The organism is Streptomyces marispadix (genome assembly GCF_022524345.1).
GTDB classification, from domain to species: Bacteria; Actinomycetota; Actinomycetes; order Streptomycetales; family Streptomycetaceae; genus Streptomyces; species Streptomyces marispadix.
In genome coordinates, this window is the sequence record NZ_JAKWJU010000002.1 from 4,845,566 (window position 1) to 4,866,289 (window position 20,724).

Annotated in this window: 15 protein-coding genes; 6 read left to right on the forward strand and 9 right to left on the reverse strand. The window is 71.8% G+C overall.

Features of this window, described 5'->3' with window-relative positions:
- Positions 1 to 372: 372 nt before the first annotated feature.
- The 3 genes from MMA15_RS20410 to MMA15_RS20420 all read left to right on the forward strand — a co-directional run bounded on the left by MMA15_RS20410 (position 373) and on the right by MMA15_RS20420 (position 4,719).
- On the forward strand, positions 373 to 1,221 hold the full coding sequence (locus MMA15_RS20410; protein WP_241063322.1) for a 3-hydroxyacyl-CoA dehydrogenase family protein: 849 nt from the start codon (positions 373 to 375) through the stop codon (positions 1,219 to 1,221).
- 203 nt (positions 1,222 to 1,424) lie between these two features.
- The gene (locus tag MMA15_RS20415; RefSeq protein WP_241061582.1) at positions 1,425 to 1,778 is read left to right on the forward strand and encodes an STAS domain-containing protein; all 354 of its coding nucleotides are present in this window, start codon (positions 1,425 to 1,427) and stop codon (positions 1,776 to 1,778) included.
- A gap of 121 nt (positions 1,779 to 1,899) precedes the next feature.
- Positions 1,900 to 4,719 carry an ATP-binding protein gene (locus MMA15_RS20420; protein ID WP_241061583.1) on the forward strand — a complete coding sequence of 940 codons (2,820 nt, stop codon included), beginning with the start codon at positions 1,900 to 1,902 and terminating at the stop codon, positions 4,717 to 4,719.
- A 125-nt stretch (positions 4,720 to 4,844) separates the two neighbouring features.
- Here MMA15_RS20420 and MMA15_RS20425 read toward each other — a convergent pair whose 3' ends face one another.
- Both MMA15_RS20425 and nucS read right to left on the reverse strand, forming a co-directional pair.
- On the reverse strand, positions 4,845 to 6,539 hold the full coding sequence (locus MMA15_RS20425) for a hydrogenase maturation protein (protein WP_241061584.1): 1,695 nt from the start codon (positions 6,537 to 6,539) through the stop codon (positions 4,845 to 4,847).
- Between the two features lie 245 nt (positions 6,540 to 6,784).
- Entirely contained in the window at positions 6,785 to 7,456 is a 672-nt protein-coding gene (gene nucS, locus MMA15_RS20430; RefSeq protein ID WP_241061585.1) for an endonuclease NucS, read from the reverse strand.
- A gap of 233 nt (positions 7,457 to 7,689) precedes the next feature.
- Between nucS and MMA15_RS20435 the strand changes: the two genes are divergently transcribed.
- Positions 7,690 to 8,082 (forward strand): SCO5389 family protein, encoded by a 393-nt coding sequence (locus tag MMA15_RS20435; RefSeq protein WP_241061586.1) that lies wholly within the window; start codon positions 7,690 to 7,692, stop codon positions 8,080 to 8,082.
- 137 nt (positions 8,083 to 8,219) lie between these two features.
- Here the strand turns inward: MMA15_RS20435 and MMA15_RS20440 are convergent, their stop codons facing one another.
- Positions 8,220 to 9,482, reverse strand: a complete 1,263-nt coding sequence (locus tag MMA15_RS20440; RefSeq protein ID WP_241061587.1) for an LLM class flavin-dependent oxidoreductase — start codon at positions 9,480 to 9,482, stop codon at positions 8,220 to 8,222.
- Between the two features lie 210 nt (positions 9,483 to 9,692).
- Here MMA15_RS20440 and MMA15_RS20445 point away from each other — a divergent pair, with 210 nt between their 5' ends.
- A complete protein-coding gene (locus MMA15_RS20445; protein WP_241061588.1) occupies positions 9,693 to 10,025 on the forward strand; it encodes an Rv1322 family protein in 333 nt (110 codons plus the stop codon).
- Between the two features lie 97 nt (positions 10,026 to 10,122).
- On the opposite strand, the gene MMA15_RS20450 is transcribed toward MMA15_RS20445, so the two are convergent.
- From MMA15_RS20450 to MMA15_RS20460, 3 genes are read right to left on the reverse strand one after another with little or no spacing between them, the layout of a single operon-like run.
- Complete coding sequence (locus tag MMA15_RS20450) at positions 10,123 to 11,139, reverse strand: ABC-2 membrane transporter-related protein (protein WP_241061589.1); 1,017 nt, start codon at positions 11,137 to 11,139, stop codon at positions 10,123 to 10,125.
- Positions 11,136 to 12,086 carry an ABC transporter ATP-binding protein gene (locus tag MMA15_RS20455; protein ID WP_241061590.1) on the reverse strand — a complete coding sequence of 317 codons (951 nt, stop codon included), beginning with the start codon at positions 12,084 to 12,086 and terminating at the stop codon, positions 11,136 to 11,138. The genes MMA15_RS20450 and MMA15_RS20455 overlap by 4 nt, the downstream gene beginning before the upstream one ends.
- Complete coding sequence (locus MMA15_RS20460) at positions 12,083 to 12,586, reverse strand: GntR family transcriptional regulator (protein ID WP_372498361.1); 504 nt, start codon at positions 12,584 to 12,586, stop codon at positions 12,083 to 12,085. Before MMA15_RS20460 ends, MMA15_RS20455 begins: the two co-directional genes overlap by 4 nt.
- A 442-nt stretch (positions 12,587 to 13,028) precedes the next feature.
- Here MMA15_RS20460 and MMA15_RS20465 point away from each other — a divergent pair, with 442 nt between their 5' ends.
- Positions 13,029 to 14,789: an ATP-binding cassette domain-containing protein gene (locus tag MMA15_RS20465; protein WP_241061592.1), complete on the forward strand. Its 1,761-nt coding sequence runs from the start codon at positions 13,029 to 13,031 to the stop codon at positions 14,787 to 14,789.
- Between the two features lie 107 nt (positions 14,790 to 14,896).
- On the opposite strand, the gene nrfD is transcribed toward MMA15_RS20465, so the two are convergent.
- The 3 genes from nrfD to fdh form a co-directional block, all read right to left on the reverse strand.
- A complete protein-coding gene (gene nrfD, locus MMA15_RS20470; RefSeq protein WP_277400435.1) occupies positions 14,897 to 16,204 on the reverse strand; it encodes an NrfD/PsrC family molybdoenzyme membrane anchor subunit in 1,308 nt (435 codons plus the stop codon).
- Positions 16,201 to 17,196, reverse strand: a complete 996-nt coding sequence (locus tag MMA15_RS20475; protein WP_241063324.1) for a 4Fe-4S dicluster domain-containing protein — start codon at positions 17,194 to 17,196, stop codon at positions 16,201 to 16,203. Before MMA15_RS20475 ends, nrfD begins: the two co-directional genes overlap by 4 nt.
- Before the next feature lie 131 nt (positions 17,197 to 17,327).
- Positions 17,328 to 20,597, reverse strand: coding sequence for a formate dehydrogenase (gene fdh / locus MMA15_RS20480; protein ID WP_241061593.1), 3,270 nt, complete (start codon positions 20,595 to 20,597; stop codon positions 17,328 to 17,330).
- Positions 20,598 to 20,724: the final 127 nt, after the last annotated feature.

Consider the following 20,724-nt stretch of genomic DNA (forward strand, 5'->3'; position numbering starts at 1 on the left):
AGGGGCTGATTCCTTCTCTCGCGCCATGGGGCGAATCGCCGGCGTGGCTCAACCGCTCACCTCTGCGCCGTCCTTCCGCCTCCATAAGAGGGGCGGGCCCGAAGAGGGGAAGGCGAGCGTGCTCAACTCCCCGCAGCCGCTCGGGAGATGGGACGGCGTTTCTCGGCCCGGGGCGGCGTGCGGCCCCGGCACGTACGGCCCGCGGGGCCCCGGACCCCCGCAAGACGCACGGATCGGACGCCCCCGATGTGATGTCCGCCATGTGAGACGTGACGCGTGTCTCTTAGCCGCCACAAGGTCAGCGCGAAGCGCTAATGTCCGCCCAACAGGCGTTCACACAAAGGCAAGGGCAGGTAGGGCCAGGTGGCAGTCGTGGGGAAGAAGCTCGCCGTCGTCGGTGCCGGACTCATGGGCTCCGGAATCGCTCAGGTCTCGGCCCAGGCGGGCTGGGACGTGACTCTGCGCGATGTGACGGGCGAGGCGCTCACCCGCGGCACGGACGGCATCAAGGCGTCGTACGAGAAGTTCGTGAGCAAGGGCAAGCTCGAAGCCTCGGAGGCGGAGGCGGCGCTCGGACGCATCACGACCACCACCGATCTCGACGCGGCCGCCGACGCGGACGTCGTCGTCGAGGCGGTCTTCGAGAAGATCGAGGTCAAGCGGGAGATCTTCGGCAGGCTGGACACGCTGGTGAAGGACGGCGCGATCCTCGCCTCCAACACCTCCGCCATCCCGATCACCAAGATCGCGTCGGCGACCTCGCGTCCCGAACGGGTCGTCGGCACACACTTCTTCTCGCCCGTACCGATGATGGCGCTGTGCGAGCTGGTGCGCGGTCACCGCACCAGTGACGAAACCCTCGCCGCCGCACGCGAGTTCGCGGAGTCCGTCGGCAAGACCTGTGTCGTCGTCAACCGCGACGTCGCCGGTTTCGTCACCACGAGGCTCATCTCCGCACTCGTCGTCGAGGCGGCGAAGCTGCACGAGTCCGGCGTGGCCACCGCGGAAGACATCGACACGGCCTGCAAGCTGGGGTTCGGTCACGCGATGGGCCCGTTGGCGACGGCGGACCTGACCGGCGTCGACATCCTTCTGCACGCCAGCGAGAACATCTACACCGAGTCGCGCGACCCGAAGTTCGCGCCTCCCGAGTCGATGCGCAGGATGGTCGACGCGGGCGACATCGGCCGTAAGAGCGGCCGGGGTTACTACGACCACTGACACACGCACACACACGCAAACGCACACACGACGGACCGACTGCCGCGCCAGCGGGGCGCGTTCGAGAGGGCATCGCCCGCGAGGGTGATTTCCGTATCGGTTCGAGCACGCACGGCAACCGGATTGCGGGAATCGCAGTCAGTTGTGGTGAGACATTCAGACGTGAAGGTACGCGCGGAAAAAGACACATCCGGGGAGCGGTTATGCAGATCAGGGGCGACCACGCCGAGCTGGCCGTCGGGGGTCGCCTCGACGTCCGGAGCGCGGCGGACGCCCGTACGGTCCTTCACTCCGCCGTCGACTCCGGCGACGGCGACCTGGTGCTGGATCTCGCCGGACTCGACTCCTGGGACGCGACGGGGCTCGGCGTCATCATGGGCGCGCACCGAAGGGCCGGCCGCTGCGGCCGCAGACTCGTGCTGCGCGACGTTCCGCCGCAGATGCAGCGGCTGTTGGTAGCCACCCGGCTGCACCGGATCCTCGCCATCGAGGGCGGGCTCTCGGCTTCGGAATCGCAGATTCTCACCAAGCTTGACGTGCACGGCGGTTCAGCCTGAGCGCTCGCGGTAATACTGTGCCGGAAGCAGCGCCCGGTGCTGCCGTTCGCGCCGACCTGCGACGGGAGAAGCCGATCTAGGCGGGGCGTGCTCGTACCGGAGTATCTGGGGGCATTCCACCATGGTTCAGCACGGCAACACTCAGCACGGCGGCGACAGTTACGGCGCGGACAGCGGCGGCACGGGCGCGGGAGGACCGGGCTTCGGCCGGCCGGTGAGGCTGGTCGTCGGCGGTCAACTGCTCACCGTGAACCCGGTCGACGGCAGCGAGGTCGAACCTTGCCCGCCCGACCAGAGACCCGGCGAACCGCGCAGACTGACGCTGCACGAACGCTCGGTGTACGCGCGTAACACGGCCGCGGAGCAGGCCGGTCCCGGAGACGGCGGCGGCCCGTCGTCACCGCCGGGCACCCAGGACAGACGCGCCATACCCATGCTCGAGCGCGACGAGGAGCGCGAACGTCTCGCGGGGCAGCTCGCCCGCGGACGTTCCATACGCCTTACAGGGCTTCACGGTTCGGGACGCACCACGCTCCTGGACGCCGTCGCGGCGGACGTCGCCGGCCTCGCGCCCTACGGCGTGATCCGGCTGAGCGGCTACCGGCGTACGGCCTCCGATCTTTTGCAGGAACTTTTCGCCGCGGTGCATGACGCGCCGCGCCACCGCCCCGACGACGAGGAGATACGCGCGGCGCTGCGCGACGTCGGCGCCGTGGTCGTCGTCGACGACCTCGCCTTCGGCGGTGAGGCGCTCGACCAACTCCTCGACGCCACGCCCGAATGCGCCTTCCTCTTCGCCGCCACTCCCGACGTCGCGCCGCCCTCCGGGGACGTGCACGTGGAGGAGTTCCGGCTCACCGGACTCAGCCGTACGGCCTGCCTGGAACTGCTGGAGCACGCCGTACGAAGACCGCTCACGAACGAAGAGACGGACGCGGCGCAGGACATGTGGTTCGCATCCGAGGAGTCTTCAGGTGGTCTGCCCCTGCGCTTCGTACAGGCGGGGGCACTGCTGCGCTACGGGGGCCGCGCGGGCGAGCTGAGCGGCAGCCGCGCGAGCGCGATGAGCGCTCGGGTCGCCGAGCGGCTGTCGTCGTCGGCGCGTGACGCACTGCGCCTGGCGCTCTCCCTCGGCGGCGAACTGCCGCACCGCACGAGGCTTCCTGCGCTCGTCGGCGATCCGCAGGGCGACGAGGCGGAGGGCGAGCTGGCACGCGCCGGGCTGGTCACCGCCGCCGGCAGCCAGTACCGGCTCGCGGACGGAGTGGGCGAGGCGCTCACCGCCGCGGGCTTCGCCGACGGCATCGAAGGCCATGCCCTGCTGGCGGCGCATCACTACGGCTGGTGGGCCGACCAGCGGTCGGTGACGCCCGCGGAGGTCGCCGCCGAGGCGGACGCGGTGGTCGCCGCGGTGCACGGGGCCCACCGGGGCGGCCATGCGAGCGCGGCGGTGCTGCTGGCACGCTCGGCGGCTCCGGTGCTCGCGGCGTCGCTGCGCTGGAGCGCCTGGGACAAGGTGCTGCGCGGTGGCCTCGAAGCGGCGCGCACATCGGGTGAAGTCGCCCAAGAGGCTTATTTCCACCATGAGTTGGGCGTGCTCGCCCTCTGTACCGGGCAGTTGCAGCGTGCGGCCGCCGAGCTTGAGGCGTCCATCGCGCTGCGCGGCGCCCTCGCCGATCAGCAGGGCACGCTCACCGGACGGCGGGCGCTCGCTCTCGCCACGGACCTTCTCGTCGCTCAGCACCCCGGCCCGCCGGTGCCGCCCGACGCCCCGGAGGGTCCCGGCGGCGCGCCGTCCGGCGTACCGGCCTCGGGCGCACCCGCTTCGGGCGTACCGGCTTCCGGAGCCAGGCCCGGCGCACGGCCGGATTCGGCGCCCGGCTTCCCGGCAGTACCGGCGGAGCGCACGCCCGCCGCAGCGAGCGCTGCCGCGGCTGCCGCTGCCGCGGGTCAAGATCCCGCGGGGGCGGCCCCGTTGGCGTATGACTCGGAGAGCGCCACGCGTTCGCTCGCCGCCTCGCTCAGAGGGCACAGGCGCGGGGAGCAGCGCGACCCCGAGCCCGAGACCGCCCGCACGGTCGCGGCCTCCATCGCCAACCCGATGGGCGGAGTGGTGGGCAGGCCCGGCGAGACCACGCCGGTGCTCGTCCACTACCCGCGCCACTCGGTCGCGTACGGGGCACGCAGGAATCTCGCCGCCGCGGGCGCGGGCGCGGTGCTCATCGCGGTGCTGGCCACGATCGTCGGGCTCGGGCGGATGCCGGACGACGGCACCGGGCCCCTGGACCGCGGCAAGCCGGGGTCGACCTCCCAGCGCGACGACCACAGCGAGCTGAACGCCGACGACCCCGACAGCGGTACTCCCAGCGTCGGGGAGAGCAGCAGATCGGCCAGCCCCAGCAAGTCCAGCGAGAGCCCCGAGGCTTCGGACAGCGCGAGCGAGGAGTCGCCCAGCGAGAGCAGCTCGGCGCCGGACGACTCACCGTCGGGCAGCGAGCCGGGCGACGCCGGAGGCTCGGACGGCGGCACTGACGACGGCGGCACCGATAACGGTGGCACGGACAACGGCGGTACCGACAACGGCGGCACGGACAACGGCGGTACCGACAACGGTGGCACGGACGACGGCGGTACCGACGACGGAGGAACCGATACGGGCGGTACCGACGACGGAGGCACCGACACCGGGGGCACCGACGACGGCGGCACCGATACCGGGGGCACCGACGACGGCGGTACGGACACCGGCGGCACGGACACCGGAGGCACCGACGCGGGCGGTACGGAGAGCGGCGGCTCCGACAGCGGAGGCACCACCGGAGGCACCGACAACGGCGGCAACGACAGCGGCGGTTCGAACACCGGCAGCGCCACCGGCGGCACGGTGCTGGGCGTCCTGGGCCTCGCGCCGTCGACGGACCCGGCGCACTTCGCCGTCTGAGCGGGCGGCCGCTGGACCGTCTCTGAGCGCCGGGAAGCAGGCGGGTCCCGCTCGCCGCGGAAGGGACGTCCGGCCCCGGGCCCGCCCCGGCGTGAGGCCGGCGGACGCTAAGGGCGGCGAGGACGCTAAGGGCGGCCGGGGACTCCCGCGCCGCCCGTCGGCTCCTTGCGTACGAACGCGCTCCGCAGCGTGTGATACGGCTCGTCCCGTCCGAAGAACTGCCGGTGCATGCGGGCCAGTTCCTCCCGGCGGTACTCCGCCAGCGGCTTCACGGACTCGTCGCGCTCGCGTGCCTGCGCCTTGCCCGCGAGGCGCTCGCGCAGCACGGGCATGCCCGCCAGCTCCACCGCCATCCGTGCCGTCTCGCCTGCGAAGTCCGCCGGAGCGGCGGCCACCAGACGGTCCACCAGGCCCGCCTCGGCGGCGGCCTGCGCGCTCATCGGCAGCGCCTCACGCATCAGACGTCCGGCCGCCGCCTCGCCCACGCGCCGGGGGAGTGTGTACGTCCAGAACTCCGATCCGTACAGGCCCATCAGCCGGTAGTGCGGATTGAGCACCGCGCCCTGTCTGCACCACACCTCGTCGGCGGCGAGGGCGAGCATCACGCCTCCGGCCGCCGCGTTGCCGCCCAGCGCAGCGACCACCACGCGGTCTGTCGTGCGCAGCACGGCCTCGACCAGGTCGTCCATGGCGCCGATGTTGGCCCAGGACTCCTCGGCGGGGTCCTCGGCGGCCTCGATGACGTTGAGGTGGATGCCGTTGGAGAAGAAGTCGCGGCGGCTGCCGAGCACGAGCACGGAGGTGGGGCGGGAGAGCGCGTAGCGGTAGGCCGCCAGCAGCCGGCGGCACTGGCCGGTGCTCATCGCGCCGCCGGGAAAGGAGAACCAGAGGAACCCGGCTGTGCCGCGCTGCTCGTAGCGGATGTCCGTCCATGTGCCGTCGCCGCACTCGATCGGCGCGGGCACCTCCGGCACCGACTTCGGCAGACGCGAACCCAGGGCGCCGACCGCGGGCGTCTTGAACGTCGCGGGTCCGCCCGGTGTGCGCCTCGGCCGCAGTTCGGGGATCCACACCGCGCCGTCGACGGTCGCGCGGCACACGGCTCCCGCACGGGTCGCGACGATCTCACCCGGGGCCGCGCCGTCCGTGTGCAGGGAGCGCTCGGGGTGGCCGCCGTGCAAGTACCAGTCGGCGCCCAGCAGTTCGTCGAGCACGCCCGGCTGGGAGTCGGCGGCACGCAGCTTGCGCAGCACCGTGCGGGTGGGGTCCGACGCCCAGTCGATACGGCGCGTCCTCTGGCGGAACAAGGGCCGCCGCACCACTTCACAGGCGGCCTCTTCCTGCGGCTGCGGCTTGTGGTCACCCGAGGCGAAGCGGCTCACGGCGAGCTTGACGGCGGCCGACGCGGCGTCGGACATCTCATTGCGGTAGACGTCGCTCTTGCCTGCTCCGGGCTCAGGCAGCGTGAAGGGGACGGTGGCCCAGACGTCGCCCGCGTCCATCTCGGCGTCGGCCTGAAGCACGGTCACCGCCCAGTGGCGGGCGCCGCCGTGGATCGCCCAGTCAAGGGAGGAGGGGCCGCGGTCGCCGGGCGGCCCGGGGTGCACCACGAGGCAGACGTGCCGCGACCACACCGCCTCGGGGATCGCGGTCTTGAGCATCGGCGCGACGATCAGCTCGGGCCGGTGCCGGTGTACCGCCTCCCGCAGCGCGCCGTCGTCGCCGCACACGTAGTCCAACTCGTGGCCGAGATCGGTCAGTTCGGCTTGCACGCGCTGGGTGAGGCTGTTGAACGCGCTGGCCACGAGCAGAATACGCACCGCACACTCCTGGTTCCGACGGGCCGGGGACCGGGCGGCTCCCCGGCCGAACAGCCGGACGCTATCCCCGTACGGCGGGACGCTCCGTGAACCGTGAGGTGTGTGGCAGGCACACGACCCGTACGGACGTGTGCCTCCCGTGGAAACGGAGGGTGCGGATCAACCACCGGCGGTGGACGGGGGGATGGGACACGGGCGCCGGGCCTCGGGGACCCGGCAGCCGTGACTTCCGGCCCCGGCGCCGCTCAGAACAGCCGCAGCTTGTCGTCCTCGATGCCGCGCAGCGCGTCGTAGTCGAGAGTGACGCAGCCGATGCCGCGGTCGGCCGCCAGCACACGGGCCTGAGGCTTGATCTCCTGAGCCGCGAACACGCCCTTGACCGGGGCGAGATGAGGATCGCGGTTGAGGAGGTCGAGATAGCGGGTGAGCTGCTCGACGCCGTCTATCTCGCCGCGGCGCTTGATCTCGATGGCCACCGTCGCGCCCGACTCGTCCCTGCCGAGGATGTCCACGGGGCCGATCGCCGTCGGATATTCGCGGCGGATCAGCGTCCAGCCCTCGCCGAGCGTCTCCATGCGGTCCGCGAGCAGCTCCTGGAGGTGCGCCTCGACTCCGTCCTTGATCAGGCCCGGGTCCGGGCCGAGTTCGTGCGACGAGTCGTGAAGGATCTCGTGCATCGTGATGATCAATTTCTCGCCCGACTTGTTCTGCACGGTCCACACCGGCCCTGTGCCCTCCTCGGACTCCTTCACGGTGCACGGCGGCGACATCCAGTTGAGGGGCTTGTAGGCGCGGTCGTCCGCGTGCACGGACACCGAACCGTCGGCCTTGACCAGGATCAGCCGTGGAGCCAGGGGGAGATGAGCGGTGAGCCTTCCGGCGTAGTCGACGGAGCACCGGGCGATGACGAGACGCATGAGCGGTCACGCTACTGGACCCGCCCGCGCGATGCGATTCGCCCCTGGATGGTCCTCTTCGACCGTGGCCGGATGTATGCCCATTCGCATGGTGCGGTCACTGTCCGCCCCTTACCGTTAACGATGGGGGGTGTCGCCGTACGGAGTCGTGTAATCACTCGGCGCCGAGCGGGGTCCCTTCCAATCCACCAGGAAGACCCCTAAATCCCCAGGGGTCGCGAGAGGAGATCCCTATGTCGCTCGACGTCTCACCGGACCTGCTGGCACAGGCGGAACGGGGCGAAGTCGACGAGCGTGACTTCGTCGACTGCGTACGCACGTCACTCCCATACGCATGGGAGATGATCAGCACCCTGGTGGCCAGGCTCAAGGTGGACGGCGGCGAATTCGCCGACAACCAGACGCCGCCACCGGACGAGCAGGCCCGTGGGCAGCTCTTGCGCGCTCTCGCGAGCGATGCGATACGCGGCTCGCTGGAACGTCACTTCGGAGTGCGGCTCGCCTTCCAGAACTGTCACCGGGTCGCGGTCTTCCCGTTGGACGGCGCGGTCGACGAGCGGCTGGCGCGCTTCACTTCCGTGCGCGGACAGTTGCTCAACCAGTCGCCGACGCTTCGCGACTGCTGACGCGGAGCGCGGCACTTGTGCCACGTTGCCGCTGCTCCCGTGGGCAGCGGCAGCGTGCCGTGGGGGAGAGCTCCGGAGCCGGCGCCGATGCCGGCCCGTGACGCGCGACGTGTGAACGGCGGGGAGGTTTCAGGGGGTCACGGCCCCGGGGGGAGCGACGCCACGACCTCCTCGCCCAGTCGCTGCACGTTGCGTTCGGTGGCCGCGAGGTCGCCGGTGCCCTCCACGAGAAGCGCGAAGCGGCCGATCCCGGTGCGCTCGTGCGTCGCGGCGAGCCTGTCCGCGCACAGCCGCGGTGTCCCCACCGGGTGCAGGCTGCACAGCAGTTCGGTGTAGGCGACCGGATCGCGCATGGTGCGGGCGCGGTCGTCGACGGTGCGATGGGCACCGAGTCCCTCGCGGAACCAGCCCGGCATCGACTTCGTAAGGGACTCGACGGCCTCCGCGGTGGTGTCGGCCACCTGTGCCACGCCCGCCGAGACGTGCAGCGAGGCGGCGCGTGCGATCTCGTCCGGGTCGTGCCCGGCGTCTCGGGCCTCGCGCCGCCACATCGTCACGGCCTCCGCCTTCTCCTCGTCGCCGCAGTGCATGCCGAGCAGCATCGGCAGACAGCGCCTCGCCGCGAGACGGACCGAGCCCGGGGAGGTGCAGGCGACGACGACCGCGGGGCCCTTCGCCGGGTGATCGGCGGAGGCGTCCGCGTGCGAGGCGTCGACGTGCGAGGCGTCGACGTGTGAGTCGTCTGCGGTCGAGATGTCTGCGGAGGGGGTGGCCTCTCCGGCGGTGCGTCCGGCGGGTGCCGTTTCCGTGCCGTCGGTGCCCGAACGGGCCCGCTGCGGGCCGGTGCCCGAACCGGCGTCCCACAGCGGCGAATTGGACCCCGCCCCGCCACGTGCGGGTGTGAACGTCTCGTCGCAGCGCGGCACCACGTCGACCTCGCGGAAGCGGTAGCGCTCGCCGTCGGCACCGACCCGCTTCTCCCTCAGCCAGCGCAGCAGCAGGTCCAGCGACTCCGGGAAGCCGTGCTCGTAGGCGTCGAGGCCACCGCCCAGCACCTCCAGATCGACCCACGGCCCGCCGCGCCCCACGCCGAGCGTGAAGCGGCCCCCGGACGTGAGATGCAGCAGCGCTGACTGCTCGCCGAGGGCGACCGGATGAGCGTTGGGCAGCACGGAGACGGCGGTGCCCACGCCGATGCGCCGGGTGCGCCCCAGCAGCAGGGCGGCGAGAGTCACCGCCGAGGGGCACACCCCGTACGGCACGAAGTGGTGCTCGGCGAGCCACACCGAGTCGAGCCCGGCCGCCTCCGCCGTCTCAGCCGTACGTACCGCGCGGTGCAGCGGTTCTGCCTGCCCCTGCCCGGGGAACTGTGCCGCCAGCACGAATGCTCCAACTCGCATGCTGCTCCGTCCTCTTGAGCTTCGCGGCCTCCTGGCAATAACGGCTGACACGTGCCAAAGGCACGGCCTTTCACAAGATTCTTCCGATGAACGTCAGGTGGCAACAGGCTGCGCACTCGTTCGGTCCGTCCCCGCGCCCGGACCCGGGGCATACCGGGGCCCGATGGCTACTGTGGAAGCCGTCCGCCCTACGAGCTCTCGAGGTGTTCCGTGTCGCCGCGTCGTAACCGCCCCCGCAGCGGTGCAGCCAAGTCCGCCGTGGGCAGCGGGAGCGAGGAGGGCCCCGGTACGCGCTACGGGATCGAGCGCACGGAGGAGTGGCGCGGCGAGGAGTGGGCCGTGCGGCAGATCGGCGGCGCGACGGGCAAGCGGTACCGCTGCCCCGGCTGTGACCAGGAGATCCCGCCGGGAGTGCCGCATGTCGTGGCGTGGCCGCGCCTCGGGGGCGTGGACGACAGACGTCACTGGCACAAGTCCTGCTGGAACGCCCGGGACAGGCGCGGTGCACGCGTCCAGCGCTCGCGCAACGCGCCCCGCTACTAGAGGCGCCCGCCGTCGATGCGCCGACGGAGCCCAGGCCCCGGTACCGGCCCCTCTCCCGTTCTCGGTCCCGGCCTCGGTCGCGTTCTCGGTCCCGGCCTCAGTACAGCCGCCGTCGGCCCCAGCAGCAGACGAACACCGCTATGGCGGCGGCGAGCGCGAACATGACCGCTGCTCCCGTCCACAGCATGGGAGTCAGCTCGGACGTGGGCAGATACTTCACCGACCAGCCGACGACGTCCTTGCTGTCCAGGCATGCGTCGATCGTCTTCCGGGTCCGCCCGGTGCAGGCGCTCTGGTCGAGCAGGCGGCCCGAGGCGGTCAGGTAGTAGCGGTCCAAGTCGTAGGCGGCGTCGGGCAGTCGGGGGAGGTCGCGTACGCCGTCGCTGGTGGTGGCCGTCCTCGTGTCGCCGAACTTCAGCCAGTTCAGCGCCCAGATCGCGGGCACCGTGACGGAGAAGCCGAACGCCACCACCATGGACAGCAGCGTGCGGCGCAGGATCATGCCGATCGCGACGCCGCCGACCAGCGTGAGCAGTGTCAGCGCCACCGGTACGGGCCCCGTCACGCCGCCCGCCACCCAGTAGAGGATCTTGTCGGCCTCGCGTGCGGGCCCGAGCCACCAGCCGAACGCGGCGGAGAGCGCCGTACTGCACACCGCAACGACGAGCACCGCCATGCCGAGCTTCGTGGCGATCCAGCGTCCGCGGCTGACGGCCTGCGAGTTGACGAGCCTGCCCGTGCCCTGTTCCAGATCGGCCGCGATCAGGGGGGCGCCCAGCAGTACGCCCGCGAGCACGGGCAGGAGGAGACCGAGCGCCGAAGCGGTGTCGGACAGGCGGGAGTTGTAGATCTGGAAACCGGACTCCCAGTCGGACGACGCCGGATGCGGCCAGCCGACCCTGTCGAGGAACGCCAGCATGTTCGTGCGCTGATAGGCGAACCATGCGACGGTCGCGCCCGTGGCGGCGATCGCGGTCCAGAACGCCGCACGGTGCTGGCGCCACACCAGCCACGTCAGCCCGCTGAGCCTCGGGCCGCGGGCGCGGCGCGCGGTGTGTGCCGTGGAGGCGGCGGACGCCTGGCCTCCGGTGTGGGGGGTTGTCGTGGTCGTCATGCTGCTGCCGCCTTCGGGTCGACATGGGCACTGGGGCTGATCAGCGGAGGTGTGCCGGGGGAGCGCAGATAGGCGAGCAGGACCTCCTCAAGGCTCGGAATCTCGGCCTGCCAGGCGCCCGCGACGGGACCGTCGGGGCGGATGAGCGCGGTGACCTGGCGGCCGTTGACGCGGGACTCGACGACGGTGTGCGCTGCGAGTTCGCGCGGCACGACCCCGTCGCCGGTGTGCGCCCCGGTGAGCAGGGCGTGGGCGGTGAGGAGTTCGTCGACGTCGCCTGCCATGCGTACGCCGCCCCCGGCGATGACGAGCAGGTAGTCGCAGATGCTCTCCAGGTCGGCGAGCTGGTGGGAGGACATCAGCACGGTCGTGCCGTGCTCGGCGGCCTCGGCCATGAGGACGGACATCAGCTCACGGCGCACGAGCGGGTCCAGGTCGGACATCGGCTCGTCGAGCACGAACAGATCGGGCCGCCGGCCGAAGGCGAGCGCGAAGGCCACGCGGGTGCGCTGTCCGCCGGAGAGGCTGCCGACGCGGGCGCCGAGCGGCACGTCGCCGGAGCGCACGATCTGCTCGGCGATGCGCTGATCCCAGTGAGGGTTCAGCTCGCGGCCCATGCGCAGGGTCTCGGCGACGGTGAACCGCCGGAACAGCGGCTTGTCCTGGGCGAGGAAGGCGGTGCGCCGCTTCGCCTCCGCAGAACCGGGCTCCGCGCCGAAGATCCGGACGGTCCCGGCAGTCGGCCTGACCAGGTTCACGGCCGTGCCCATCAGCGTGGTCTTGCCCGCGCCGTTGGGGCCCACGAGCCCGCAGACCCGGCCGGCGGGCAGCCGGAACGAGCAGTCCTTCAGCGCCCAGCCGCGGCGGTACCGCTTGCCCAGGCCGTACGCCTCGATCGCGGACTCGCCCGTGGCGTCGAGCCTTTCGTCGTCCGTGTACGTGCTCAACGGGGCTCCTCGCTTCCGCCAGGACGGCCGCCGGACGGGCCGCCCGCGTGGCTGTCTGCGTGACCGCCCGCGTGGCTGTCTCCGTGGATGTCTGCGTGGGTCATCGCGCCGGCCGCCGCTTCCCTGGCGTAGCGCTCCTCCAGGACCGAGGCCACCAGGGCACTCACGTCGTCCCGTTCGAGGCCCGCCGCACGTGCGCGGTCCATCCACGCGGCCAGCTCGTTGCGGAGCGGGGAGTCGGCCGCGGCCTGCGGCTGGGCCAGTGACCGGCGTACGAACGTGCCCATGCCGGGCCGAGGTTCGACCAGGCCCTCCCGTTCCAGCTCCCGGTACGCCTTGAGCGTCGTGTTCGGGTTGACCGCGCTGGTCTCCGCGACCTCCTTGGCCGTGGGCAGCCGGTCGCCGGGGAGGAGGACGCCCAGCCGCAGCGCCTGCTTGGTCTGGAGGACGATCTGCTGGTAGGCCGCGATCCCGCTTCTTCTGTCGATCCGGAACTCGATCTTCCTCACCACCCTTTCACTAGTTTGTTAGTGGAATGATGGTGGAGGCATGAGGGTGCCTTGTCAAACGAACTGGTGGGCCCCCGTGGGCAGTTGAAATCCGAGTGCCGGGCCCGGCCGTCGGCCGGTACAGTCGGAAGCGTCCTGTCGTCTCCGATAGAGGTGGACGTTGCGCATCTGAGGTCCGCGATCATCACGCGTCACGGCACAGTCCGTCTGAGCACTGTCCGTACGAGCGTCACGCCGAGCCGGCCGCCCGCCGCCCGTGAACGCCCGTCCGCTCCGTGACCCGCGTGGATGCGACCTCGGTGCATGAGCCGCCCCTCCCCTCCGACAGGGCCAGGGCAGCACCCCACTCCAGGACTCACACGGCTCGTGCCGACGCGTGGTGCTCGCATACGAAGCCCCTTGCCGCCCGCGCACACGACTGTGAGAAACGATCATGGCGAACGCGAACGCCCATATCAGCCAAGGCACTTCCGGCCCCTCCGTGACGTGCTCCGCCCTGACCTTCCGGTGGCCCGACGGCACCGGCGTCTTCGACGGCCTCTCCCTGACCGTCGGCCGCGGCCGCACCGGCCTCGTCGGAGCCAACGGCTCCGGCAAGTCGACGCTGCTTCGGCTGCTCGCGGGCGGGCTGCGCCCCGCCGGCGGGACCGTGAAGGTCGGCGGCACCCTCGCCCACCTGCCGCAGAACCTCACCCTGGACACCGCGCTGCGCGTCGACGAGGCCCTGGGCATCGCCGGGCGCCGCCGCGCACTGCGGGCCATCGAGGCCGGGGACGTACGAGAGGAGCACTTCGAGAGCGTCGGCGACGACTGGGACGTGGAGGAGCGCGCCCTGGTGACCCTGGGCTCCCTCGGCCTCGGAGACGTCGGACTCGACCGTACGGTCGGGGAGCTGTCCGGCGGCGAGACCGTGCTGCTGCGGCTGGCCGCCCTGCTTCTGGAGCGTCCCGACGTACTGCTGCTGGACGAGCCGACGAACAACCTCGACCTGTTCGCCAGGCGCCGCCTCTACGAGGCCGTCGACTCCTGGCGCTCGGGAGTCCTCATCGTCGTCAGCCACGACCGCGAACTGCTGGAGCGCGTCGACCGCATCGCGGAGCTGCGCTCCGGCTCGGTGAGCTGGTACGGGGGCGGCTGGTCGGCGTACCAGGAGGCGCTGGCCGCCCAGCAGGAGGCCGCCGCACGGATGCTGCGCGCCGCCGACGCCGACGTACGGCGGCAGAAGCGCGAACTGGAGGAGACGCAGATCAAGTTGGCCCGCCGCCAGCGCAACAGCCGGAAGATGGACGCCGAACGGCGCGCCCCGAAGATCGTCGCGGGCGAGCGCAAGCGGTCGGCGCAGGAGTCGGCGGGCAAGCTGCGCGGCCTCCACGAGGACCGCCTGGAGGATGCGAGGGAGCGGCGCGAGCAGGCGGCCGACGCGGTGCGCGACGACGCGGAGATCCGGGTGGACCTGCCGCGCACGGCCGTCCCCGCGGGGCGCACCGTGCTGAGGGTGCAGGGTCTGCGTCCGCGCTACGGGAGGCTGCGCGAGGCCACGTTCGAGGTACGCGGGCCGGAACGCGTAGCCCTCGTGGGACGCAACGGCGCCGGCAAGACCACCTTGCTGCGCACGCTCGCGGGCCAGACCGAGCCGCTGTCCGGTACGGCCGAGGTGCCGGTGCCGCTGCGCTTCCTTCCGCAGCGGCTGGACGTACTGGACGCGGAGTCGAGCATCGCGGCCAACGTGGCACGCACCGCGCCCGGCGTGAGCGACAACCACATCCGCGCGCAGCTCGCGCGGTTCCTGTTCAGGGGGGCGCGTGCCGAACAGCTCGCGGGCACCCTCTCCGGCGGCGAGCGGCTTCGCGCCGCCCTCGCCGCGATGCTGCTCGCCTCGCCCGCACCGCAGTTGCTGATGCTCGACGAGCCAACGAACAACCTGGACGTGGGCGGCGTACGGCAGTTGACGACGGCGCTCGCGTCCTACGAGGGCGCCCTGCTGATCGCCGCGCACGATCTGCACTTCCTGGAGTCGGTCGGCATCACGCGCTGGCTGCTCGTAGGCGAGGAGCTGCGGGAGACGGACGCCGGCGAGGTACGTGAGCTGCTGGAGTCGGGAGGAGCGGACTCGGCAGAGGGTGCGGGACCGGCGGGGGCGGAGAGCCGAGCAGCCGGGGCGCGAGAGGAGGCGGCAGTGGAACCGGGCGCATAGCGCTGGCCCGGGGCGTGGGACGGGGGCGCCCCGGGGCGGGGGACAGAGTGGAAAGGGGGCGGCGAGGCGGACTTCCGGGTCCGAACTGCCGCCCCGCCCCGGCCCGTTCAGCCGTCGCCCGCGCCGTCCTGTCCGCGGCGCCCCGCCTGATCCGCGCCTCCGCCGTCCTGTTCGCGGCGTCGTAGCCGTTCCCGCTGGGGCACGACGGTGTACTTCGGGTCCTTCGAGGACTCCAGCCCGCCGTGGAAGATCCCCAGCCGCGTACACGCCGAGGCCGCGAGCAGGGCCAGCCCGCTGACGCCCGCGGCCAACCGGCTGCGGCCCGCCAGCAGCGCGGCTCCCGCCGCGCCCGCTGCCGACAGCGTCTCGGCGGCGCGCATCCAGCGCCCGCCGGTGCCGTCCCGGTAGACCTCGGCGACCAGGCCCAGCCTGCGCTCCATGGCCTTCACCGCCGCGTTCTCCAGGGCGGTCCCGGCGAGTGCGGCGCTGCGTGCCGGGCCGTTCTCGGCGGTCGGTGACATCGCCAGCGCCATGCCGGAGGCGGCCGTCGCGGCGGAGCCGACGAAGACGAAGGGCAGTTCGCGGTAGGCGTCGTGCCAGCCGGGGACGGCCGTGTCCGCCGCGAGCACCGCCGTGTACGCGGCGACCGCGGGCCCGAGCAGCGCGCCGCCCGCGGTGGCCGCACGCCCCAACCGCGGCATTCTGCCGCTCAGTTCACACAGCGCGGCCACGCCGGACGCGGGCCCGTAGGCCGCGAGCAGCCATGAGCCGACGCTCATCGGCGAGGTCGGCTTGAACACCCGGAGCATGTTGACGAACCGCCCCGGACGCCCCAGGTCGTGGATGAGGGCAGCCGCCGAGCCCACGACCGCGACGGCCGACGACGTCTTCAGCGCACGTGCCATGACGGGCCGTCCCGTCAGTCCCGCACCCGCCGCGAGCACCGAGCCGGCGCCCCCGAGCCCGCCGAGGAAGAAGTAGCCCGCGATGTTCAGCGGCTGCCATGCGGGCTGATTGAGCACCGGCCTTCCGTAGTACGACGTGAACTCGGCCTCCGGGACGACGGGTTGCTCGCCCCGCGGTCCGCGCCGCCGCCCGCCGCGGTGCCTGCCCCTGCCCTTGCCCCTCGCCGTGCCGCTGCCGTGGCCGTGCTCGGCGCCGGTGTCCGTGCCGGGGCCCGCGCCCGCCCCTGGGGCCGTCTCCGTCTCCTGTGGGGCCGCCCGCGAGCCGTCGCCGTGTCCGTCGGTCAGGTCCTGCCCGCCGACGAGCGCCGCACGTCCCGGACGCACTCCGCGCAGCCCCTCCTTGGTGACGTCCGCGACGCTGCCGTACTCCCGTTCCTCCGCGGGATTGCCGTACGTCTCACCGGGCTTGTAGGCACCGGAGCCGTTGCCCCGTTGCTCGCCGCCGCTCATCGCCAGAACCTCCTCGCCGGTGCGCGGTCGCGTCCGTGTGCCGCGAATACGGCCGCCAGCCCGCCGAGCAGGGTCAGCGCCGCCGCTCCCGCGTGCCGCCACATGTCGGGCAGATCGCGGGTGGTGACGACGGGGTCCGGGGGCAGCCCGTAGACCTCCGGCTCGTCCAGCAGCAGGAAGAAGGCGCCGTCGCCGCCGACGCCGTCCTGCGGATCGTGGCCGTAGAGACGTGCGTCGTTCACGCCCGCCTCGCGGAGCTGGTCGACGCGTTCCTGCGCTCGCACACGCAGCTCGTCCAGCGGCCCGAACTGGATGGACTCCGTGGGGCACGCCTTGGCGCACGCCGGTTCCCGGCCCGCGCCGAGCCGGTCGTAGCACATCGTGCACTTGAACGCCCGCCCGTCGTGCGGGCGTTGCTCGATGACGCCGTACGGGCACGCCGGTACGCAGTAGCCGCAGCCGTTGCAGATGTCCTCCTGGACGACGACGGTGCCGAACTCCGTACGGAACAGCGAGCCGGTGGGGCATACGTCGAGGCACGCGGCGTGAGTGCAGTGCTTGCAGACGTCGGAGGACATCAGCCAGCGCAGTTCGCCGCGGCCGTCGCCGTCCGTCCGAGCCTCTTGCGTGCCCTCGACTCCCTGCGCTCCCTGCGAGCCGTCGCCGGCGTCCGCGGCGCCCGTGCCCGCGGGGCCCGTGCCGGGGGTAGTCGGAGTGATCGCCGCCTCCCCGGGCGGAGTTCCCGACCCCTGCGCGGCGAGCGCGAGGACATCCACGTCGCCGTGGTCGACGTCCGCGTGAGCGTGGCCGAGAGGCTTGCTCTGCTCGATGAACGCGACGTGCCGCCACGTGGAGGCGCCCAGGCCCTGCGAGTTGTCGTAGCTCATGCCGGTGAGGTCGAGGCCGTCCTCCGGGATGGCGTTCCACTCCTTGCAGGCCACCTCGCACGCCTTGCAGCCGATGCAGACGGAGGTATCGGTGAAGAAGCCCATGCGGGGCGGGTGTTCGCCGGGTGCGCCGTGTCCCGATGCCCCTGCCGGGTCCTCCCCGGAGTCCGCCGGCAGATCGCGCCCTACGAGCCAGGAGCCGGTGCCGCCCGTGGACTGCCGTGTGCCGGAGCCCGTCATCCCCGTACCTCCATTCCCGTCCCCTCGCCGACGCCGCTGCGTTCGCGGTACTGCTCCAGCAGCCGCAGCAGATCCGGGCCCCGTGGCCTGCGCCCCGGACGGATGTCCGCGGTGAGCGCCTTGACCTCCTGGATGTGGACGTTCGGGTCGAGGGCGATGGACGTCAGTTCGTTGGCGGAGTCGCCCGTCGTATAGCCGTTGCGGCCCCAGTGGTACGGCAGCCCGATCTGATGCACGACGCTGCCGCCCGCCCGCAGCGGAGCCATCCGCTCCGTCACCAGCACCCGCGCCTCGACCGCGCCGCGTGCCGTGACGATCGTGGCCCAGCCCGCGTGCTCCAGGCCGCGCTCGGCGGCCAGTTGGGGCGAGACCTCGCAGAAGAACTCCGGCTGCAATTCCGCGAGATACGGCGACCAGCGGGTCATGCCGCCGCCGGTGAAGTGCTCGGTGAGGCGGTACGTCGTCACCACGTAGGGGAAGACGCCGGTCCCCGGCTCCGAGCCGCTGGGGTGGTAGCGGTTGTGCCCGTCGTCGAAGATCTGCCGTACGGGGCTGCGCTGCTGCCCGTAGAGCGGATTGGCCACGGGGGAGTCCTGCGGCTCGTAGTGCGTGGGCATCGGACCGTCGAGCAGGCCCGCCGGTGCGAACAGCCAGCCCTTGCCGTCGGCCTGCATGATGAACGGGTCGACGCCGCTGAGCGCGTCCGGCCCGGTCGCCCCCGGCTCGGGACGGAAGGACGGCGGCCGGTCCGCGACGAAGTCGGGGACGTCGTGCCCGGTCCAGCGGCCCCGCGCCTCGTCCCACCACACCAGGGCCTTGCGGTCGCTCCAGGGGTTGCCGTCCGGGTCGGCCGAGGCGCGGTTGTAGAGGATGCGGCGGTTGGCGGGCCACGCCCACGCCCACTCGGCGGCGATCCAGTCCTGTTCGGTGTGGGGCTTCTTGCGGGCCGCCTGATTGACGCCGTCGGCATAGACGCCGCAGTAGATCCAGCAGCCGCAGGAGGTCGATCCGTCGTCCTTCAGCTCCTGGTAGCGGCTGAGCGGACTGCCGTCCGCGTCACGGCCGTTGATCTCGGCGAGCACCGCCTCGGCGCTGGGCTCCTCCAGCGGTCCCTCCACCGGATAGTCCCAGGTGAGGTCCAGCAGCGGACGGTCCATCGGGTCCGTGGAGTCCTTCAGCCGCTGCCGGATGCGCTTGCCGAGGTGGTATACGAACCACAGATCGCTGCGCGCCTCGCCGTCCGGCTCCTTCGCCTTGTCGTGCCACTGCACGTACCGGTTGGTGTTGGTGAAGGAGCCCGCCTTCTCCGTGTGCGAGGCGGCGGGGAAGAAGAAGACCTCGGTGCCGATGTCCCCTGTGCGCAGTTCGCCGCTCTCGATCTCGGGGCCGTCCTGCCACCAGGTCGCCGACTCCACGAGCGAGAAGTCTCGGACGACCAGCCACTCCAGATTGGCCATTCCCAGGCGCTGCATACGGGAGTTGGCGGAGCCCACGGCCGGGTTCTCACCCATCAGGAAGTAGCCCTTGCACACGCCGTCGATCTGGGCCAGGACGGTCTCGTATGTGCTGTGCGAACCGGTGAGGCGGGGGAGGTGGTCGAAGCAGTAGTCGTTGTCCTCGGTGGCGGCGTCGCCCCAGTAGGCCTTCATCAGGCTGACGAAGTAGGAACGCATGTTGCCCCAGAAGCCCTTGTCGGCGGCCACCGCCTCGACGAACTTGTCCAGATCCTCGTTCTCGTGCGCGTGCGGCATCGGGATGTAGCCGGGCAGCAGGTTGAAGAGGGTGGGGATGTCGCTGGAGCCCTGGATGCTGGCGTGGCCGCGCAGCGCCTGGATGCCGCCGCCGGGCCGGCCGATGTTGCCCAGCAGAAGCTGGAGTACGCAGGCCGTACGGATGTACTGGGCGCCGACGGTGTGCTGCGTCCAGCCGACCGCGTAGCAGAACTCGCTGGTGCGGTCGGGACCGGAGTTCTCCACGAGCGCCCGGCACACCTCCAGGAACGTCTCCTTCGGGATGCCGCAGGTCTCCTCGACCATCTCCGGGGTGTAGCGCGAGTAGTGCCGCTTGAGGATCTGATAGACGCAGCGCGGGTCCTGAAGCGTGCGGTCCTGCCGCGACTCGGACTCGCCCGCCAGCGCCGGACCTCCGGAGCCGTAGGTCTCGGCCGTCCCGTAGCCCGCCGGTGGCCCGGCCCCCTGGACGCGTGCGTCGTACAGCGCGTCACGCTCCCCTGAGGCGGCCTGCACGGTGCCGCCGCCCTCGTACTGCCATGACTGCATGTCGTAGCGGCGGGTCTCGGGGTCGAGGCCGGAGAAGACCCCGTCCAGGTCCTCGGTGTCCTGGAACTCCCCGCCGACGATCGTGGCCGCGTTGGTGTACTCCAGCACGTACTCGCGGAAGTCGGAGCCGGTGCTGAGGACGTGGTTGACGATGCCGCCGAGGAACGCGATGTCGGTGCCCGCCCGGATCGGCACATACAGATCCGCCAGCGCACTCGTACGTGTGAAACGGGGATCGACGTGGATCACCTTGGCGCCGCGCGCCTTGGCCTCCATCACCCACTGGAAGCCGACGGGGTGCGCCTCGGCGAAGTTGGAGCCCTCGATGACGATGCAGTCCGAGTTCTGGAGGTCCTGGAGGAAGGTCGTGGCGCCGCCGCGTCCGAAGGACGTGCCGAGTCCCGCGACCGTCGAGCTGTGGCAGACCCGGGCCTGGTTCTCCACCTGCACGACGCCCAGCGCCGTGAAGAGCTTCTTGATCAGGTAGTTCTCCTCGTTGTCGAGGGCCGCACCGCCCAGCGTCGCGATGCCGAGCGTGCGGTTGACGCTCAGCCCCTCGTGCTGCTGCTCCCAGGTCTCCCTGCGGGTACGGATGACGCGCTCCGCCACCATGTCCATGGCGGTCTCCAGATCCAGGCGCTCCCAGTCCTCGCCGTAGGGGCGCCGGTAGAGCACCTCGTGGCGTCGGGCGCCGCCCGTGGTGAGCTGGAGGGTCGCAGCGCCCTTGGGGCAGAGCCGGCCTCGGCTGACGGGGGAGTCGGGGTCGCCCTCGATCTGGACGACCTCGCCGTCCTTGACGTACACGTTCTGCCCGCAGCCCACCGCGCAGTACGGGCAGACCGACTTCACTACCTCGTCGGCGTCCTCCGTACGCGGGGTCAACTCACGTGTGCGGGCGGAGGTTGCGGCGGCGCCGCGCCCCAGCGGGTCTTCTCCGGTGAGCTGCCGGTACACGGGCCAGCTCTCGAGCCAGGTGCGCACACCCATCGCCGTCCTCCGTCCACGCGCCTCCACGTAATCGCGCGGGACCAGTGCCCTTCTCGGCCGGGTTTACGCGTGAGGGTGCGGTGGATCAGCGGGAGGAGCGGGCGGCCGGGCGTCCTCGGGCCGTACG

What these genes read in the sequence shown, in the direction of transcription:
- fdh (WP_241061593.1), bottom strand. Translation starts at nt 20,597, where the DNA reads ATGGGTGTGCGCACCTGGCTCGAGAGCTGGCCCGTGTACCGGCAGCTC.
- MMA15_RS20440 (WP_241061587.1), bottom strand. Translation starts at nt 9,482, where the DNA reads ATGCGAGTTGGAGCATTCGTGCTGGCGGCACAGTTCCCCGGGCAGGGG.
- MMA15_RS20475 (WP_241063324.1), bottom strand. Translation starts at nt 17,196, where the DNA reads ATGGGCTTCTTCACCGATACCTCCGTCTGCATCGGCTGCAAGGCGTGC.
- nucS (WP_241061585.1), bottom strand. Translation starts at nt 7,456, where the DNA reads ATGCGTCTCGTCATCGCCCGGTGCTCCGTCGACTACGCCGGAAGGCTC.
- MMA15_RS20415 (WP_241061582.1), top strand. Translation starts at nt 1,425, where the DNA reads ATGCAGATCAGGGGCGACCACGCCGAGCTGGCCGTCGGGGGTCGCCTC.
- MMA15_RS20450 (WP_241061589.1), bottom strand. Translation starts at nt 11,139, where the DNA reads ATGACGACCACGACAACCCCCCACACCGGAGGCCAGGCGTCCGCCGCC.
- MMA15_RS20465 (WP_241061592.1), top strand. Translation starts at nt 13,029, where the DNA reads ATGGCGAACGCGAACGCCCATATCAGCCAAGGCACTTCCGGCCCCTCC.
- nrfD (WP_277400435.1), bottom strand. Translation starts at nt 16,204, where the DNA reads ATGAGCGGCGGCGAGCAACGGGGCAACGGCTCCGGTGCCTACAAGCCC.
- MMA15_RS20420 (WP_241061583.1), top strand. Translation starts at nt 1,900, where the DNA reads ATGGTTCAGCACGGCAACACTCAGCACGGCGGCGACAGTTACGGCGCG.
- MMA15_RS20435 (WP_241061586.1), top strand. Translation starts at nt 7,690, where the DNA reads ATGTCGCTCGACGTCTCACCGGACCTGCTGGCACAGGCGGAACGGGGC.